Genomic DNA, 19,039 nt, shown 5'->3' with positions numbered 1-19,039 from the left:
GTGAAAACTTGGCTAACTAAAGATGAACGAAAAAATACTCAAGAACCAAGGCAAAGTAGCAGTGTCTCCGCCCGAATCACGGGGTTGGCAAGATCGATGCCGCACAGGGCTTGGACTTTTTCGATACGGGCGCGCACGGTGTGGCGGTGCACATTAAGCTCGCTGGCAGCGGCGGCTAGCTGGGCGTCGGCAAGCAAGTAGGTGCGCAAGGTGCGTAGCAGCTCCGTATTGTGTGCGGCGTCATGGTGCTTAAGCTTTCCGACGATCGCGGCGCGGCGCTTTCCCAAGGCCTCGTGGACTGCGGATTCACCGAGCCAGGCGGGGGCGTCGGAGCTAAATTCCGCCATGGTTCCAGGAGGCAGGCTGCGCGCGTGGGTCTTCAGGGTCGTTACGCGGTCGGTGCTGATTTCCTCCCACGGAGTGTCCTTGAGTACGGATACCTGCAGGTTTTTGGCGTAGCGCCCGAAGAGCTCTTGCGCGTTGATGGTTTCGGGAGGCAGGGCAATGAGCGCGCTTTCCGACGCCGTGCCTTCCAAAGGCAGCACGAAGCAGGCATAGCCGCCTTTGTTTGCCGCACGATGCACCAACCCCAACGCGCGGCTAAGACGCGTGGGGGAGTCGGCCTGCACCAGGCAGAGGTGGAGACGGCCGTGGGAGGCCACAGAGTTGAAAGCGGCGTCTAAAGCCGTGGCGCCAAGCGCAGGCGTGGTGCCGGAGACCTGCGTGGCAAGGGCGAGAGCGCCTAGGATGATGCGGGCCGAAGAGTCGCGGTTTTGTAGCAACATCTCCGCCAAGTCGGCAAGGTGGCGGGTTAATGCGCGGTCATAAGAGTCGAATTTTTGCTCGCGGGATACCGCAAGCGCGATGCGCCGCCGGCCGTGGGTATTAAACACGTTGGTGATGGTGGCGATCGTCGTGCCGTCTTTGGTGATGCTCGAGCGCGCGCCTGAGGTCCGTCCCGAGCTTTGGCTTGCCGCGGCAATAGCGAACTCGACGGCGGACAGCTCGCCTAAGTCGTGACGATTGATGACGTTTCCTGAATCGTTAGCCACGGCCACGGCAGCGCCGAGTTCTTTCGACGCCCGCTCCAGCAGCGCATTAGTGCCATTCGACGCCGCCTGATTCAAACGCTCCTGTTGACGGTGCAAGGTGAACTGGAGGTTGTTCTCGATGCGCGTCTGCTCCGTAGTCACCGTATTGATAATCGAGATGAAAGGCGTGGCGCGGGGGACTTCAAAGAGTGTGAGGTGGTGACGCGCCGCGGCGTCGATAAGCTCCTGCGGAACCGTGGAGAAGGTCAGGCCAGTGCCGAAGCCAATGGCACCCACGCCCGCTGCCGCCAGGGTGCGCGCATAGGCGGAAAAGTCGCTGGGCGAGTGTTCGAAGGCTAGTCCCAAGGTCAGGATGATGGCGCCCTGAGTGGTGAACTCGCTGGGATCGCGCAACTCGCTGGCTTGGATGGTTGTGAACTCACGCGGGCCTTCGAGAATCGGGCGCAGGTTTAGTTTGCGCTGGTTAAACAGCCATTGAAAGCGAAGCTCGCTCATTGCCGGGACCTTCTTGCAGTAACTCGTCGATAGACACAGTGAATAGTCTTTTGCCCTAAATATATACGCGATGTCCATGGTCTGTGACTAGTCGTGGCATCCACAATGATTCACATCACAAAGCAAGACGATTGAAGGAGAATCATGCAGGAACTTGAATACCGCATCGAGCAGACCCGCCACCTCGCTCAGGAGGTCCCCGGACCAGCCAGCGCCGCATTGGATGAGCGCCGCAAGAACGCCATCCCGGCCGGCATGGCGCCTTCGCTTCCGGGCTACGTCGTCGACGCTGACGGCGGCATCCTCGCTGATGCTGACGGCAACCGTTTCATCGACTTGGCCTCCGGCATCGCTGTTACCTCCGCGGGCGCTTCTAACCCGGCCGTCGTCAAGGCCGTGCAGGAGGCCGTCGCGCACTTCACTCACACCTCCTTCACCATCTCCCCGTACGAGTCCTACGTTGAGGTCGCTGAAAAGCTCAACGAGGTGACTCCGGGCGATCACCCGAAGAAGACCGCGCTGTTTAACTCCGGCGCGGAAGCAGTGGAAAACGCCGTCAAGATTGCCCGCAACTACACTGGCAAGCGCGGCGTTGTAGTTATGGACCGTGCCTTCCACGGCCGCACCAACCTCACCATGGCCATGACCGCAAAGCAGTCCCCATACAAGAACGGCTTTGGCCCGTTCGCGCCGGAAATCTACCGTGCGCCGATGTCCTACCCGCTGCGCGACCAGCTCAGTGGTGAGGAAGCAGCCAAGAAGACCCTCACCATGATCGAGCAGGAAGTCGGCGCAGCCAACCTCGCCTGCGTTGTGGTCGAGCCGATTCAGGGCGAGGGCGGCTTCGTGGTCCCAGCTGAGGGTTACCTGCCAGCTATCCAGAAGTGGTGCAACGACAACGACGTTGTCTTCATCGTCGACGAGATTCAGGCCGGCATGATGCGCACCGGCACCTGGTTCGCTTCCGACCACGAGGGCATCGTCCCCGACCTGGTCACCATCGCCAAGGGGATTGCTTCCGGCATGCCGCTTTCCGCTGTCACCGGCCGCGCGGAGATCATGGATGCACCGCAGCCAGGCGGCTTGGGCGGCACCTACACCGGCAACCCTGTTTCCTGTGCGGCAGCGCTGGCCACTCTTAAGGAATTTGAGGAGAAGGACTTTGGCGCCCGCGCACTGAACCTGGAAAAGATTGCCCGCGAGGAGCTGGAGCCAATCCTGGGCGACGAGCGCGTCGCCGAGTTCCGCGGCCGTGGCGCCATGCTTGCACTCGAGTTCGTCACCGCTGATGGCGAGCCAGACTCCGAGCTCGTCCACAAGATTGCAGATGCCGCAAAGGCAGAGGGCGTCCTCATCCTCACCTGCGGCCTTGACCACAACGTCATCCGCTTCCTGCCTTCCCTGGCCATCCCGGAGGATCTGTGGCGCGAGGCCCTGCAAGTAGTGGTCAAGCAGTTCAACGAGTACAAGTAAGTCTGGGCTGCAGCCAAAAGGGTAGAAGCAAATGACAAACTTTGATTATTCGCAGGTTTCTGAGCTGTTGGGTTCTCTGCCAATTGGCCTTTGGCTGGAGGGCACGAACGTCGCAGCCACCGGCGGCGCCACTTTCGAGGTCCTCGACCCAGCAACGGAAGAAGTCATTGCCAACGTTGCAGATGGAACCTCCGCTGACTGGATGCGCGCGCTGGAGCTTGCCGACGCCGCGCAAAAGGAGTGGGCCGGTTTTGCGCCGCGCACGCGCTCTATCATCCTCACTGACATCTTCAACGCCATTATTGAGCGCAAGGAAGACTTCGCGCGCGTGATGACCTTGGAGATGGGAAAGCCTTACGCGGAAGCGCTGGGCGAGGTGGCCTATGGTGCTGAGTACATGCGCTGGTTCGCAGAGGAAGCAGTTCGCATTCCGGGCCGCTACTCGCAGTCGCCGGCCGGCAACGGCTCCATTACCGTCTCCCACACCCCGGTGGGCCCAGTGCTGGCAATCACTCCGTGGAACTTCCCGCTGGCCATGGCCACCCGCAAGATTGCCCCGGCCTTCGCCGCTGGCTGCCCGGTCGTGGTTAAGCCCGCTGCGGAAACCCCGTTGACCATGCTGCTGTTGGGTGAGGTCATCGCAGAGGTATTCGCTCGCCACGAGGTGCCGGCTGGTGTGTTCTCCATCGTGACCACCACGCAGTCGAGCGCGCTGTCCTCCGAGCTCATGGCGGATCCGCGCCTGCGCAAGGTGACGTTTACCGGCTCGACCGGTGTGGGCAAGATTCTGGTGCGCCAGTCTGCCGATAATCTGCAACGCACCTCCATGGAGCTGGGTGGCAATGCCCCGTTCCTGGTCCACGAGGACGCCAACCTCGACCTAGTGCTTGACTGCGCAATGCAGGCGAAGATGCGCAACGGCGGTGAGGCTTGCATCGCGGCCAACCGCTTCATCGTGCACGAGGCAGTGGCTGAGGAGTTCACAGATCGTCTGACCGAGAAGATGGCTGCTATCCAGGCAGGCCATGGTTTGGAAGAAAGCACCACGCTTGGTCCGCTGATCAGCGCGAAGCAGCGCGACGGAGTGGCTCAGTTGGTCGAGCGCGCGCTCGAGCAGGGTGCTACCGCCACCACCGGCGGCGAGCGCCCGGATGGCGCCGGCTTCTTTTATCCAGCGACCGTTCTGGCGAACGTGCCTGACGACGCCGAGATTCTGCGCCAGGAGATCTTCGGGCCGGTAGCCACCGTGACCACCTTCTCCACTTTGGAAGAGGGCGTGGCGAAGGCCAACGACACCGAGTTCGGTTTGGCAGCCTATGCCTTCACCGAGAACTTCCACACCGCGGAATACCTGACACACGCGCTGGAGGCAGGCATGGTGGGCATCAACCGCTCCGCTATCTCTGACGCGGCCGCTCCATTCGGGGGCATCAAGGAATCCGGCTTCGGCCGCGAAGGTGGTGCCGAAGGCATCGAGGAGTACATCTCCGTGCGCTACATCGCTAAGCCTTAGCTCTAACCGGCAAGCCTCAGCGAGCTGATTTTTACAGGCATTGCCCCTCGGCGCCCTCACTTTTTGCAGAAAAAGGAGAGGGTGCCGAGGGGCGCAGTTGTTCCATGCGCAGTTACTTATATTTCTATTTTAGATTCGGGAGAAAATATGACGGTTGTTGAAAAGTCTGGAGGGGCTGCTTCGCAGGCTGCGAAGCCGGCCTTGAGTTTCGTCCAAGGCATTGCCCTTATTTTTGGCACCAACATTGGTGCAGGCATTCTTTCCATTCCCTATGCCGCGCGAAACGGCGGATTCATGGCGCTCGTTATTGCGCTTCTCGTTGCGGGTACCCTGACCACGATTTCTATGCTTTATGTTGCGGAAAGTGCGATGCGCACAAAAGCGCCTCTGCAGGTTTCCGGTTTGGCGGAGCACTATCTGGGGCAGTGGGGCCGTTGGCTGGTCTTCGTGGCGATTATCGTCAACGGCGTCGGCGCGCTCATCGCCTACGCCTCGGGCTCCGGCGACCTCGTCAATGCCAAGGTCACGGTCACTGACGGCATCCCGCCGGAGATTGCGCAGATCGATTCGCAGAACCTAGAGCTGGGCAAAGCCATCTCCCCGATTCAGGTTAAGCCGACGGATAACGTCGGTGTGACCAGCGTTGAGGTCAGTGGCCTGCCAGATGGCGTCACCTACGATCCTGCGACCGGAACCATTAGCGGTACTCCGTCGGCCACCGGGGCGTCGACAGTTAACGTCCGCGTCACCGATGCCGCCGGAAATGTCACCGAAACTGCATTCAGTATCAACGTCGTGGATACTTCCGCGCCGGTTCTCACCAGCCCGGATGCCACCGTCCCAGAGGATAAGCCTGCTTCGATTCCGATCAAGGTGGACGATCCTAAAGCCTCCGTCACCGTGGAAGGTGATATCCCGCCGGGCATGACCTGGAACGAGCAAAACGGTGCCCTCGAAGGTACCCCAACCGAACCGGGCATCTACACGGTCGCCGTATCGGCCACCGATCCCCAGGGCAATAACTCTGTATCCAACCTGGTCGTTACTGTTACCGACACCAAGGCGCCGACCATTGCCAAGATCAACGACGCCACCGCAGAGGCCGGTCAACCGATCACCGCAATTCCAGTAGACGTCACCGATAACTTCGACAAGTCCGTCAGCAACGTTGTAGTCGCGGGCCTGCCACCAGAAGTTACCTATAACCCGGAGACCCACAAGATCGAAGGAATCCCGCAGGCACCGGGAGAGTACCCAATTACGGTGACTGCGACCGATGCCGCCGGCAATACCTCGACCCAGGAATTCCTTCTCAAGGTAGCCGACACCACCGCGCCGAAGGTGGACGATATCGCTGATGTGAGCGTGGAAAACGGCACCGCCTTGGAGCCGATCCACGTGACCAGCAATGAGCCGAATTCTAAGTTCAGCGCGTCCGGGCTACCAGAAGGCGTCAGTATCGATCCCACCACGGGCATCATCTCTGGTACACCAAAGACTGAAGTCACGAGCCCAGATGGCAAGAACTTCCCGGTCACCGTCAAGGTAACTGATCCTTATGGAAACGTCACCGAGAAGACTTTTAACATCAAGGTCACCGATACCGTTGCCCCGGCTCTGCGCCCGCTTCGCGACGTCTCGGTTCCTGAAGATCAGCCGCTCAACCTGGAGCCTGTCACCAGTCCTGACCCAACCGCGAAGATCGAAGTCACCGGCCTGCCCGAGGGCGTGACCTTTGATAGCGAAACGGGGCTCGTCACGGGCACCCCGACCACTCCGGGGCGCTACGAAGTTACCGTTACCGCCACCGACCCAGCCGGTAACTCCACGAAGCAGACCGTTGTCTTGTTCGTGGGCGATGCCACCGCGCCTACCTTCGATGATCCGGAGGATCAGACGATTAACCAGGGGGAGGCCATCAAACCCATCGATCTGATGAGCCTAAACCCGGCCGACAACTCCACCGCAGCGCAGGATCTCGCCTGGACCGTCACCGGCCTGCCCGAGGGCGTGACCTACGATCCCGAGACCAAGAAAATCTCCGGCACCCCGAAGGAAACCGGCTCTTCTGTGGTCACCGTGACCGCAACGGACGCCGCCGGCAACGCCACGACTAAGACCTTCGTCATCGCGGTAAACGATGCAACGGCGCCTCGCATCACTCCGGTGGACAGCGTCAGCGTCCCGGAAGGTGACGAAATCACTGAGATTCCGGTCAAAACCGATGATCCGAACGCGAAGATTGAAGTCACGGGCCTGCCCGAGGGCGTGACCTACGATCCCGAGACCAAGAAAATCTCCGGCACCCCGACTAAGCCGGGTACCTATGATGTCGTTATTGCGGCAACTGATGCAGCGGGCAACGTGTCCTACGAACCGTTTACCATCACCGTCGAAGACAAGACCGCCCCGGTCATCGATCCGATTGAGAAGCAGGATATCGCTCTGAACGAGACGATTAAGCCGGTCGTGGTCTCGGTAAATGATCCGGATGCTACCGTCCAGGTTGATCCGGAGACCCTGCCGAAGGGGGTTAGCTTCGACCCCGTGACCAACACCTTTACCGGCCGCCCAGAGAAGCCGGGAACCTACACCATTAAGGTCACGGCTACCGATGCCGCCGGCAATACCTCGCAGCCCGTTGATTTTGTCATCACCGTCTCCGATAAGACCGCGCCGCAGATCGCGCCGATTTCGGATCCTACCGTTCCCGCGGATTCCCCGATCACGCCAATTGAGATCACCGCTGAGGACAACGTTGCGGTGACCTCCTTGACAGTCACTGGCTTGCCTGAGGGTTTGAGCTATAACCCCGATACCAAGCAGATTGAGGGCACCCCGACTAAGCCGGGAAGCTACCCAGTGACGATCACCGCTAAGGACGACGCTGGCAATACCACCGAAGAAGTCTTCAACATCAACGTCAATGACGCCGGTGCACCAGTCATCCAGCCGCTGCCCGATAGCACGGTCGCTGCGGGATCTGAGGCCAACCCGATTCCAGTGCGCGTAGATGATCCTTCTGCGAAGGTAACGGTTGAAGGCCTACCTGATGGCATGACTTTTGACCCAGAGACGGGACTAATCACCGGTACCCCAACCAAGCCGGGCACCTACACCGTGACCGTGACCGCGGTCGACGAAGCGGGCAACAAGGCTATCGATACCTCGACCATCACCGTCACCGATGCCCAGGGGCCAAAGCTGGACGAGATCAGTGACCAAGACGTTGCTGCCGGCAGCGCCATTAAAGATATCGTTGTCAAGGCGGATGACCCTGATGCCAAGATTTCCGTAGTCGGCCTGCCAGAGGGCGTTCAGTATGACGCCGCTACCAACACGATTTCCGGCACGCCAACCACCGCGGGCACTTACCCAGTGCGCGTCCTGGCAACCGATGCGGCCGGAAACACCTCCTACGTTGACTTCACCATCACGGTCAGCGATTCCACTGCTCCGAAGGTCAACCCCATCGACGATCAAGCGGTAAAGAAGGGCGTTGCCATCGCTCCTGTCAAGGTAGACAGCGACGATCCGAGCGACACCGTGACGGTCATCGGCCTGCCTGCTGGTCTCAGCTTCGACCCAGAAACCCGGACCATCTCTGGCACGCCAACCACCGCTGGTGAGCACCCCGTGACCGTGGTTGTCACCGATGCCGCGGGCAACACGACCAAGGAGACCTTCACCATCACCGTCGTCGACCCTGGAGCGCCGGTTCTGGAACCAATTTCGGATCAGAAGGTGCCGCTAGGGGAAGCGATTACGGAGATTAAGCCAACCGTGACGGATCCGTCGATTTCTACGACGATCACCGTGACCGGGCTGCCGGACGGCGTTACTTACGACACCAATACCAATACGATTTCGGGTACTCCAACCCGCGCGGGTGACTTCCCCATCGTGGTCACCGTAACGGCCACTGACGCCGACGGTAAGTCTTCCGTCGAGAAGTTCACGATCACCGTGGTCGATTCTGAGGGGCCTTCCTTAGACGGCGTCGCCGATCGGACCGTCACGGAAGACACCGAGCTTGACCCGATTCACATCACCTCGGATGACCCGCAGGCTACCCTGACCGTGACTGGCTTGCCTTATGGCGTTCGGTTCTTCGCGTCCACCGGCGAGATTTCCGGTGTGCCAACTACTCCGGGCACCTATGAAGTGACGGTGACCGCCACCGATGCGGCAGGCAATACTACCGAAAAGAAGCTGACCATCACCGTAAAGGATGCAACCGGTCCGCAGGTGGATCCGATTGCAGATCAGGCTGTCGATGCCAATACGCCGATTGAAACGATTCGGGTCTCTTCTGATTCGGACACGGATAAGGTAACGGCCTCCGGTCTGCCGGATGGCGTGAAGCTTGAGACCGTTGACGGCGTTGCCACCATCACCGGCACCCCGACCAAGCCGGGCACCTACGAGGTCACCGTGACGGTCACCGATGCCAGCGGCAATGCCACCGACGAAACCTTCACCATCGTGGTCCGTGAGCCGGCCGATACCAGCGCGCCGAAGCTTGACCCGATTTCGGATCAGACCGTGAAGCTGGGCGAAGACGTCACTGAAGTTACCGTTCACAGCGATGACCCAGCAGCAACGCTGCGCGCAACCGGCCTGCCTACTGGCGTCGAATTTGACCCAGCTACCGGCACCATCAGCGGCAAGCCGAGCGCCTTTGGCCGCAGCACGGTTACTATCACGGCAACCAACGCCGCTGGAAACAAGTCCACCACGACGTTCACCATCGACGTCGTCGCAGCCGATCCGACGGATCCGACCGACCCAACCGACCCGACGGATCCGACCGACCCGACCGACCCGACGGATCCAACCGACCCAACCCCGGATGAACCGTCTTGGAACGATGCGAAGGCCCCGGCTGGTGGCGTCGTGAAGGTTCCAAATGTCGGCGGCAAGGTACCGGCAGGTGCCAACGTCGATAAGACCACCGGCCCAGGTTCCGCGACCTTGGAAGAGAACGGCGATGTCATCGTCACCATCAAGCCAGACGCCAAGCCAGGCGATACCGTAACCGTCATCGTCCGCGATGACTCCGACAAGGAAATCGACAGCATCACCGTGACCGTCACCGAGCCGAACACTGATCCGGGTACTGACCCCGGCAAGAACCCAGGCAGCTCGGATGGGTCTTCTGATGGCTCTTCGGATGGTTCCTCGAGCTACCAGCCTTCTGAGCGTTGTGTGGCTACCGGCTTGGCAGTGGGGCTGCCACTGTTGCTGCTCATCCCGGCAGGTCTGGCAGCACAGGTTCGCATTCCAGGTCTGTCTGAGATGCAGGCACAGCTGGCACGCCAGTGGCAGCAGTTCAACACTCAGACGCAGAAGCAGCTGGGTATCTTCAACCCGCAGCTGGCCGGCCAGGTCGAGCAGGCTAATCGCCAGCTCGCGGCCTTCAACGCGAAGATTTCCCCGGAGGTGCGCAAGCTAGGCGCCGGTCTTGCCCTCGTGGCTGCCGGACTTCTGGTAGGCGGTCTGGTCTACGATGCCTGTGCTTCCGACGACGGGTCTTCCACCGGATCTTCTGACTAGTCAGTTGGCAAGCTCAACTGATTGAGCCCTAGGGCTTAATCAAAAGAAGGGAGGCTGTCACTAACGCTTTGGTTAGTGACAGCCTCCCTTTTGCGTATGAGCGTGGGCGGCAAGCCAGCAGGACTAGTTTTCGATGTAGTACATCTGCTTGTTGACGAACTCATCCATGCCCAGCGGGCCGAGCTCACGGCCGAAGCCAGAGCGCTTCACGCCGCCGAAAGGCAGCTCTTCACCCTCACCGGCCGGGGTGTTGACGTTGGCCATACCCACCTCGAGGCGGCGGGAGATGGCCGCTGCGCGCTCGGTGTCCTTGGAAAAGACGGTGCCGCCCAGGCCGAACTGGGTATTGTTGGCCAGCTCGAGCGCTTCCTCGTCGGAGGAAACCTGGTAGACCACGGCAACCGGGCCGAAGAACTCCTCGTAGTAGATGTCGGAGCCGACTGGAATGTCGGTGATAACGGCCGGGGAGACAAAGGCGCCCTTGTCCGCCAGCTCGCCGCCAGCGCGCAGGGTAGCGCCTTCCTTCACCGCGCGCTGAATCTGATCGTGCAGGGTCTCCGCCGCCGCACGGGAGGACAGGCAGGAGTAGGTGCCCTCACCCTGGGCGTCGGCAGGCGCTGCCTTTGCTTCCTGTGCGAGCTTGGTCAGCTCAGCCACGAACTCCTCGTAGATGTCTTCCATGACGATCATGCGCTTGTTGGAGTTGCAGGCCTGGCCCGTGTTGTACATGCGGGTCGTCCACGCCAGCTTGGCTGCTTCTTTGACGTCGTCGGTATCGAGAAGAATATAAGGATCGGATCCACCGAGCTCGAGCACTGCCTTCTTCAGGTGCTGGCCGGCCTGGGCACCCACGATGGCGCCGGCGCGCTCGGAACCAGTCAGGGAAACGCCCTGGATGCGTGGATCCGCGATGATGGTGGAAATCTGCTCGTGGGTGGCGAAGATGTTGTTGTACACGCCTTCTGGAATGCCAGCGTCATCCATGATCTTCTGCACGGCGAGTGCGGAGCGAGGGCAGATTTCTGCGTCCTTTAAGATAATGGTGTTGCCGAGGACCAGGTTCGGGCCCACGAAGCGGGCAATCTGGTAGTAGGGGAAGTTCCACGGCATGATGCCAAGCAGCGGGCCGATGGGCAGGCGGCGGATTACCGCAGTGCCATTGGCAGAAGCCGGAATCGGCTGATCCTTGGTGAACTCCTCGCCGTTATCGGCGTAGTACTTGATGATGGCCGCTGAGAACTCTGCTTCCTCGATGCCTTCGGAGATAGGCTTGCCCATCTCTTCCGCGGCAATCTTGGCCAGCTCCTCCTTGCGCTCCGCAAAGAGGTGTGCTGCGCGAGCAACGATTTCCGCGCGCTCGGACATCGGGCGCGCGCTCCACTCGCGGTAGGCTGCGGCGGCCTTCGCCAGTGCGCCTTCTACCTCGGCGTCGGTGGCGGAGTCGAAGGTCTCGACGATCTCGTCAGTAGCAGGGTTCTGAACTCGGTAAGTGTTAGACATTAATACTCCTTGTTGTGTGATCCAGCTCTTTTTAGAGCCTAATAGTGAACTAGGTTGAAATAGGGCTAGCCTCTAAACTAGCGGCAATTGAGAGTCTTCGCCGGACGTTATCCGCTTCAATGTGCGGCCCTTGAAGAAATCCGGATGGGCAAAGCGCGTGAACAGCATTAATACGGCGCCGAGCAACAGAATTCCCATGCCCAGCACGAAGACGGTGCCCACTCCGAAAATTGAGGAGCCAGAACCGTATTCCGGGCTAAGCGAATCGAATGCGGTGGTAAAGAACATCAGCAGCAAGAAGCCGCCACCCAGCAGGGGGAAGACGAACTTGAAGATGATGTTGTGTACGCTGCTGAAAAGCTCGTGGCGGAAGTACCAAATGCAGGCCACGGCGGTGATGCCGTAGTAGAAGCAGATCATCAATCCGAGGGCAGAGATGGTGTCCCACAGAGCGTTCTCAGAAAGGATGCGCGTGACCGTGTAGAAACCGCCCGCTGCAATAGCGGAGGCAATCGTGGCCGTAGACGGCGTGCGGAACTTGGGGCTGATCTTGGAAAAGACCGGCGGCAACGCCTTGTAATAGCCCATCGCCAGCAGCGTACGGGCGGGGCCCACCATCGTGGACTGCAGCGAGGCGAAGGAACTTGAGAGCACAGCGACGTAGATAAGCAGGGCGGCCGAGCCGAGCACGGGGGAGGAGAGCGCGGCGAAGATCGATTCCTGGTTCTCCGGGTTGCCGGCACCCAGGCCTTCATCACCCGTTCCTGCCCACGTGATGACGGCCAAGGCAGTCAGAATGTAGAGGCTGATGATGACCAAGACCGTGATGGTTGCAGCGCGCCCTGGAGTCTTTTCTGGGTCCTTCGTTTCCTCGTTCATCGTCAGCGTGACGTCCCAGCCCCAGAACATGAAGATGGACAAGGAAATGCCGGCCGCGATGAGGGAAAAGTTGCCGATTTCCAGCGGATTAAACCATGAAACTGAAATCGGGGTGAAGTCGAATCCGCCGCCCTTATAAGCGCGCACGATGGCCACGATGTCAAAGACCACAATGGCCATTATCTGGATGGCAACCAGCACGTATTGCAACTTCTGCGTGGAATCTAGGCCACGATAGGAAACCCAGGCTGCGATCGCGATGAAGACCATCGTGGTGGGGATATTAATCCAGAGATTGCGCGTCAGGTCTGCAATTTCGGGGCGGCCTGATATCTGGGCAAGGAAGAGATAGAAGAAGTCCACAGCGACTGCGGCAAGGTTCGAAAGCACCAGGATGGTGGCAGTAATAAGGCCCCATCCGCCCATCCAGCCCACCCAGGGGCCAAAGGCTTTGGTGGCCCAAGTAAACGAGGTACCGGAATCCGGAACCGCATTGTTGAGCTCACGGTAGGCAAAGGCCACCAGGAGCATCGGGATGAATCCCAAAAGGAGGACCGCCGGAACAAACTCGCCCACCGCGGAAATGGTGGGGCCAAGTCCGGAAGTCAGCGTATAGGTCGGCGCGATGCAGCTGATGCCGATGACGACTGCGCCGAGTAAGCCGACGCGTCCGGTAGCCAGGCCTTTGGTGGAGGCGATGTTATCGCCGCTGCCCGGCGTGGGCTGAATCGGTGGTGCAGGAGTGGCACTAGTCATGACTACTCACCGCCTTTCAAAAAGAACTAGGAAATACGGTCTGGTGGTAGGAAGCGATTTGGGCGAAAGCGCCTGCTAGATCGCTTCGTGGTCGGCGCCGGCGTGCATGTAGCCGGCTGGTACGACGACCATAGGGACAGGGATGGAGCGCAGCATTCGCGACGCCGTGCCACCCAAGAAGAGCCGGCCGGGAACCGCGAGGCGAGAAGAGCCAACCACGGCGAGCTCTCCGTCTTGCCAGGTGACGTTTTCCATTGCTGCTTCGACGTCGCGCCCAGTGGCGACGTCGGTTGTGGCGTAACCAGCCGAGAGCATTTCTTCGGCGATATCGCCCAGCTTGCGGTTGGCGTAAGCGCGTACTGCATTGGGAACGTCGGTGCCGAGGCCATGCAGATCGGACTCGCCAGGCAGCACGAGCGAAAGCAGGCGCAGCGGAATGCGACGGCGCCGTGCGCGGTCCAAACCAATTGCGATGACGTCCGTGGTGCCTGGGCGCGGACCAAACATGGCGGTGATGCGGCTGATGGGACCGGGGTAGGAGTAGCCGTGTGGCGCGAGAGCGATAGGGACAGTACCGGAGTGCAACAACGTGTTGACCGCGGTACCCATTTGGAAGCGGCCAAAAAGGCCACCCTTGCGCGCACCAACCACGATCATGTCGCAGTCCAGTTCTTCCGCCGTGCGATTGAGCGCCTCGGCCTCAGACTCGCCAGGGACGATCCGGGCGGTGGCGCGGATGTCACTGGGGATTTCGCCCAGCGCCTCCTGCAACCAACCTGCAATCTGCTCTTCCAGGATGGAGCTGTATCCGCGGTCGTGCGGGTAGACACCGGAGAAGGAATTATTGGCCGGTGCGGCCATGACGATCTCGAGGTTAACGTTGCGGGTCTTGGCAAGGGCGATGCCCAAGCGGAGCGCGTCCTTGCCGTAGTCCGTAGCAACGTAGCCCACCAAGATATGTCCGGTGGCTGCGCGGCGATCAAAATCAGAAGCAGACAATATTTAACCCTTATCGGCAATCTTCTGGGCGACGAGCTCGCCCTGGCGGATAGCGCCGTCGACGTGTTGGTAGCCCTCGGCAGCGATGTCGGAGCAGGCGTAGTAGATGGAGCCGGTCGGCTCGTTCTGCAGGTGGCCCCAGCGGGATAGGCCGCCTAGGTCATAAGAGGTGGCGTAGGCGCCGCGGGTCCACTCCTCAGCGGCCATGTCGGAGAGGTAAAACGCGATTGGCTCCTTGGTCTTCGGGCCCAGGTAGTCCGCCATGGCAGAAAGTATGCGCTCCTTGCGCTCTTCTTCTGGCAGGTGCCACATTTCCTCGGCATAAACGTCGGAGACGAAGCCAACCAAGGTGCCGTACTGGTCTTCTTCGCCCTCGGCGGAGGCAGCAAAGTTCTTGCCGTAGTTGGTGTTGTCGTAGACTTCCTGAACCAAACGGCCGCCGCCGAAGCCGGTGCCGGAAAGGCCCTCTTCGCGCCAGAAAGGCTTGTCGTAGATGGCGTGGACCTTGATGACCAAGCCCATGGAGATGTGCTGGTGCACGATCTGCTGGTCTCGTGGCAGCGGCGGAACGAAAGAGATGCGGTTGTACAGGTTTGGTGGAACCGCGAGCACGGCGTAGCGCGCCTTCACGGTGACCTTCTCGGAGTAGGCGGTCACCTGGCCAGCAGCGCCGTTGTTGGGCACGCCGTTGCGAACGTCGGCTGCGACTTTGTTGAGGTCATCAGCGGTGGTTGGGTCAACCTCGGCCCAGTGCAGTTCGCGCACCGGGGTACCGAGGTAGACCTCCTCGCCCAGCTCTTCTGCCATGGTCAGCGATACGGACTGCATGCCGCCGATCACGCGGCGGTCCAGGATGAAGTCCTCGTCGACCAAGTTGGAGAAGGAACCTGCGGAAGCAGCCATCAGGACTGCCTGCAGGGTGGAGAAAGCATAGGAAGGCTTGGTGAGCATGCCCGAGGCGACGTAGATGGAGACGTTGTCGATTGCCTCCGGGTCATCAGACAAGCCTTCGAGCCACGTGCGGAAGGAGATGGAGTCCAGCTCCTTCGCACGCGGGTGTGCCCAGGGGCGCGCCGGGTCCATTTCGGCTGCGAGGTCATCCATGATCTTGATGAGGCGGTCCATCTCCACGATGGTCTTCTCGGAAGTAGGGAAGACGGCGCCCTCGTACTCGTGGCGGGTGCCGTCTGGGGCAACGTAGATGGACTTGCCCTCGCGGTAGCGCTGGAAGGTCTCGAGTCCTAGCTCATCAACGAGCTCGATGAGCCGCGTCTGATCCGGGGAAATCCACTGTCCGCCCAGCTCCACGAAGTGCTCGACGCCCTCGGCATCCTTGACCTTGCCATTCCAGGTACGGCCGCCGACGCGGTCGCGGGCTTCCAGGACTGCGACGGAAAGGCCCTTCTTCTTCAGCGTGCGTGCTGCCATGAGGCCGGCAGGGCCCGCGCCGATGACGACAACGTCGCGCTCGAGGACCGGGTTGGTGTTGGATTCGTTGCTAAATAATGACGACATGGTGGGTTCTCCTGTGTGAAGTGGTGAACATCTTCCTCTACGCGGTGCAGAGGAAACGTCTATGGGAAGATTGTTTGAAAGCTCAGCGCAAAATGAACAACATTCATTTTGTGTTGCGTGTCACTGTACAGGACTTAATGTGACTCTGGATAGAGGTTTGAGCCATGAATTTTTCGCGCGCTAAAGGTCGGCCGCCAAAGGCGCTGGTAAACCGTGAGAAAATTGCCGAGGCCGCTTTAAAAATTGTGGAGGAAAGTGGCTATGCCAAACTCACGATGGCCCGAATTGCCCGCGAAGTGGGGGTGGCGCCGAGCGCGTTGTACAACCATGTACTTAACAAACATGAGTTGCTCATCCTTGTAGAGGATGCGGTTATGGCGCAGGTAGACGCATCGCTTCTCGACGCGGCTTTAGCTGGCGAGGTGAGCGTGCGTCACGCATTAGAGTTCTGGGCGCGTTCCTACCGCGATGTATTCGCGCGGCATTATCCGCTGGTGGAGGTCATTGCTTCTACCCCCGTGTCAGGTGCTCCACGGGCAGTGAAAATGTACGAAAAATTAGCTGAGGTACTGGCATTTGCCGGCGTCGAATCCGCGCAGATTCTGCCGCGGATTATCATGCTGGAGTCCTTCATCTACGGCTCCGCCTTCGACGCCAATGCTCCCCAAGAAATCTTCGAGGTTCCCGAAGACGGTGGTGTAGAAGCGCCGCATCTGCGCAGCGCCCGTGCTGCATGGCAGGAAAAACTTTCGGCTGCGGCAATTGAAGAGCAAAAAGCCGCCAACCCGTTTGCGGAAGATCCGTTTCAAACGGGTTTGGCGGCGTTATTGGCAGACTTCCTGCCGGCGGTTCCAGGTGAGCAACCGCCATCTAAGTAGGGAAAGGGCGATGGGATAGAAGGCGATTATTCGCCGAATGGGCGAATGCCCGCACGCTCCCAGGCGGCCAAGAAAGTGTTTGTTTCTTCCTCAGTGGTAATGGAAACGCGAACGCCCTCATCCAGGTAGCGGCGGATGATGACGCCTTCGTCGGAAAGCTTGCGTTCAACCTCTTCGGCGTCGCTGCGTGGAATCCAAACGAAGTTGCCCTTGGAAGGGCGCGCGCCAATTGTCTCTGCTACGCGCTCGCGCTGCACCTTGGTCTCTTCGACGCGGGCAAGCAGCTCCTCTGCCGAGTTAAGCGCTGCGATGGCAGCCTTTTCTGCCATGTAGGTAACCGTTAGCGGCATGGTCATTAGCTTGAGGCCGTGGATGAGTTCCGGGGAGGCGATGCCGTAACCCACGCGTGCACCGGCAAGGCCGAAGGCCTTGGAGAAGGTGCGGGCGCCCACCAGGTTCGGGTAGTTGAAAATCTCCTCGGCAGAGTCCGGGGTATCCTCCGCGTCGTTGTACTCCCAGTAAGCCTCATCGAGGATAACCACGATGTCCTTCGGAACCCGCTCCATGAAGTCACGGAACTCGCCCTTGGTGATGGTGGTGCCGGTTGGGTTATTCGGGTTGCAGAGGATGATGACGCGGGTCTTGTCCGTGATGGCCTTAATTACGGCATCCAAGCCCAAGCGGTCGTCCTCGGTAAGCGGAGTCATCACTGGTTCCGCGCCGGCCATGCGCACGTAGAGCGGGTAAGCCTCGAAGCTGCGCCACGGGAAGATTACTTCGTCACCAGTGTGGCAGGACATTCCGATGGCCTGCTGAACGATGGCCGAGGCGCCCGCCGCGATGGTGAGGTGATCTTCAGGAACGCCCAGGTACTTAGAAAGCTCGGTGGTCAGTTCTGGGCAGCCATCGATCTGGTAGCGGTTGGTCTCCGCTGCCGCCCGCGTCATTGCCTCGAGCACGGAGGGAAGCGGCGGGTTAGGGATTTCGTTGGAGGAGAGCTTCAGCTTGTCGCCGTCGGACTTGCCGGGCTTGTAATCAGGGAACTTGTTGAGATCAGAGCGAAGCATATGGTTTTAAAACTCCTAACTTTAAAGCGACTTTTAAGAAGTGATAGATAAGAATTAGAACATGTTCCACACGGTAACCGCCATAATGACGATTCCCATGCCAAATACGAAGTAGTTCCACGGGTCATTTTTGAACTTGGAATAAGCGTCGAACTTCTTGAACATGTAGACCGGGACCAGGTAAACGAGGAAAGCCACGAAGATGCCACCGACGACCGAAATCATCGACACGATGGATGGGTTATAGACCGCCACCAGGGTAGTGCCAACGAAGGTGATGAGATAAATGATGTTGAGCAGGCTGCGGTGCGAGATACGCTCAGCCATCTTTGGCGCTGCTAGGCGCAGCAGGTACTCTGTGCCTTCCTCGGTGCCCAGCATGTGGCCGAAGTAGGAGGAGATGATGGCGCACATGACCACAACGGGTGCCATGTAGGCCATGAACGGGGTGCCGGTGACGTTAGCGAAGTAGGACAGTACCGGAATGTTTTGTTCCAGCGCCTCATTCATACCGTCGGCGCCCAAAGCCAGGACGCATGACCAAACAAAGAACATGGTAAAGACCACCAGCAAGATGGCGGTAAGCAGCTCCGTGCGGTCAACGCGCTTGGCGGTCTTCTCGCCATAGGCCGGCTGCATGTCTAGTGCGAACTGAGACAGTGCCGCCATGTGGGAAAAGGAAAATACAAGCACCGGCAGAATCAGCAGGATTCCCTTGAGGATTCCAAAGTCGCCTTCACCGTTGTCGTAGTGCAGGAAGCTCTGAAAATCCCAGCGTGGGATGAGGTAGATGGACGTTGCTGCCAAAGCGAAGATGAGCGGATAGACCAGCACCTGGGCCAGCCACAGCATGGGCTTGCGGCCCACGGCGAACGCGCCGGTCATAATGCCCACGCAGAGGATAGCGAGTACCCACCGGTTGATGGAAGGTCCACCCAGTTGGTTGACGATGAAGCTATCGACCGAGTTGGTGATGCTGATGCCGTAAATCAGCACCGTGGGGAAGATAGCGAGCCAGTACAAAATGGCGATAACGATGCCGGAGGTGCGGCCAAAATACTGCGTGGCCAGTTCCAGGACGTCCTTGCCGTGGTCGCGGATGGGCGCGCCACTGACTATTCGGACATAGGTGCGGTGCGAGAAATAGACCAGCGGCAGGATGAAGACCGTGGCAAAGACCAGCGGCCAGAAACCAAATCCACCAGCGTTAAGTGGAAGGAACAAAATTCCTGCGCCGACGGCAGTGCCGAACAGGGTGATGACCCAAGTCATCGTGGAGCCAGCAGGTTTGGCCTCCGCACGCTCAACAGCGGTAGCAACGGTATCGCTCATTGAAAAATCCTTTGTTTGGGGACA

The 19,039-nt window shown here is 59.7% G+C and carries 11 protein-coding genes and 1 pseudogene; 5 read left to right on the top strand and 7 right to left on the bottom strand.

Features of this window, described 5'->3' with window-relative positions; translation table 11 throughout:
- Positions 1-38: 38 nt before the first annotated feature.
- Entirely contained in the window at positions 39-1,547 is a 1,509-nt protein-coding gene (locus HMPREF3169_RS01720) for a PucR family transcriptional regulator (RefSeq protein ID WP_070455516.1), read from the bottom strand.
- A gap of 144 nt (positions 1,548-1,691) precedes the next feature.
- On the opposite strand from HMPREF3169_RS01720, the gene gabT reads away from it, so the two are divergent.
- The 4 genes and pseudogenes from gabT (at position 1,692) to HMPREF3169_RS01705 (ending at position 10,089) form a co-directional block, all read left to right on the top strand.
- Positions 1,692-3,020: a 4-aminobutyrate--2-oxoglutarate transaminase gene (gene gabT / locus HMPREF3169_RS01715; protein ID WP_062035700.1), complete on the top strand. Its 1,329-nt coding sequence runs from the start codon at positions 1,692-1,694 to the stop codon at positions 3,018-3,020.
- Between the two features lie 31 nt (positions 3,021-3,051).
- Positions 3,052-4,533 (top strand): NAD-dependent succinate-semialdehyde dehydrogenase, encoded by a 1,482-nt coding sequence (locus tag HMPREF3169_RS01710; RefSeq protein ID WP_070455514.1) that lies wholly within the window; start codon positions 3,052-3,054, stop codon positions 4,531-4,533.
- 147 nt (positions 4,534-4,680) lie between these two features.
- Positions 4,681-5,316, top strand: a pseudogene (locus HMPREF3169_RS13560) (aromatic amino acid transport family protein); the annotation flags it as partial.
- A gap of 12 nt (positions 5,317-5,328) precedes the next feature.
- Positions 5,329-10,089 (top strand): putative Ig domain-containing protein, encoded by a 4,761-nt coding sequence (locus HMPREF3169_RS01705; protein WP_371440997.1) that lies wholly within the window; start codon positions 5,329-5,331, stop codon positions 10,087-10,089.
- Between the two features lie 123 nt (positions 10,090-10,212).
- Here the strand turns inward: HMPREF3169_RS01705 and HMPREF3169_RS01700 are convergent, their stop codons facing one another.
- The 4 genes from HMPREF3169_RS01700 to HMPREF3169_RS01685 form a co-directional block, all read right to left on the bottom strand.
- A complete protein-coding gene (locus tag HMPREF3169_RS01700; protein ID WP_070455511.1) occupies positions 10,213-11,589 on the bottom strand; it encodes an NAD-dependent succinate-semialdehyde dehydrogenase in 1,377 nt (458 codons plus the stop codon).
- 72 nt (positions 11,590-11,661) lie between these two features.
- Positions 11,662-13,224, bottom strand: a complete 1,563-nt coding sequence (locus HMPREF3169_RS01695; protein ID WP_070455509.1) for an APC family permease — start codon at positions 13,222-13,224, stop codon at positions 11,662-11,664.
- 75 nt (positions 13,225-13,299) lie between these two features.
- The gene (locus HMPREF3169_RS01690; RefSeq protein WP_070455507.1) at positions 13,300-14,223 is read right to left on the bottom strand and encodes a universal stress protein; all 924 of its coding nucleotides are present in this window, start codon (positions 14,221-14,223) and stop codon (positions 13,300-13,302) included.
- 3 nt (positions 14,224-14,226) lie between these two features.
- Positions 14,227-15,738, bottom strand: a complete 1,512-nt coding sequence (locus HMPREF3169_RS01685) for a flavin monoamine oxidase family protein (protein ID WP_070455505.1) — start codon at positions 15,736-15,738, stop codon at positions 14,227-14,229.
- A 164-nt stretch (positions 15,739-15,902) separates the two neighbouring features.
- Between HMPREF3169_RS01685 and HMPREF3169_RS01680 the strand changes: the two genes are divergently transcribed.
- Entirely contained in the window at positions 15,903-16,616 is a 714-nt protein-coding gene (locus HMPREF3169_RS01680; RefSeq protein WP_070455503.1) for a TetR/AcrR family transcriptional regulator, read from the top strand.
- A gap of 26 nt (positions 16,617-16,642) precedes the next feature.
- Here HMPREF3169_RS01680 and HMPREF3169_RS01675 read toward each other — a convergent pair whose 3' ends face one another.
- The gene (locus HMPREF3169_RS01675) at positions 16,643-17,683 is read right to left on the bottom strand and encodes a histidinol-phosphate transaminase (RefSeq protein ID WP_070455501.1); all 1,041 of its coding nucleotides are present in this window, start codon (positions 17,681-17,683) and stop codon (positions 16,643-16,645) included.
- A 54-nt stretch (positions 17,684-17,737) separates the two neighbouring features.
- Positions 17,738-19,015, bottom strand: a complete 1,278-nt coding sequence (locus tag HMPREF3169_RS01670) for an amino acid permease (RefSeq protein WP_070455499.1) — start codon at positions 19,013-19,015, stop codon at positions 17,738-17,740.
- Positions 19,016-19,039 lie beyond the last annotated feature (24 nt).

The organism is Corynebacterium sp. HMSC08C04 (genome assembly GCF_001807495.1).
Classification (GTDB): domain Bacteria; phylum Actinomycetota; class Actinomycetes; order Mycobacteriales; family Mycobacteriaceae; genus Corynebacterium; species Corynebacterium simulans.
Note: the sequence above shows the minus strand (reverse complement) of the source record. Positions and strands in the feature narration are given on the sequence as shown.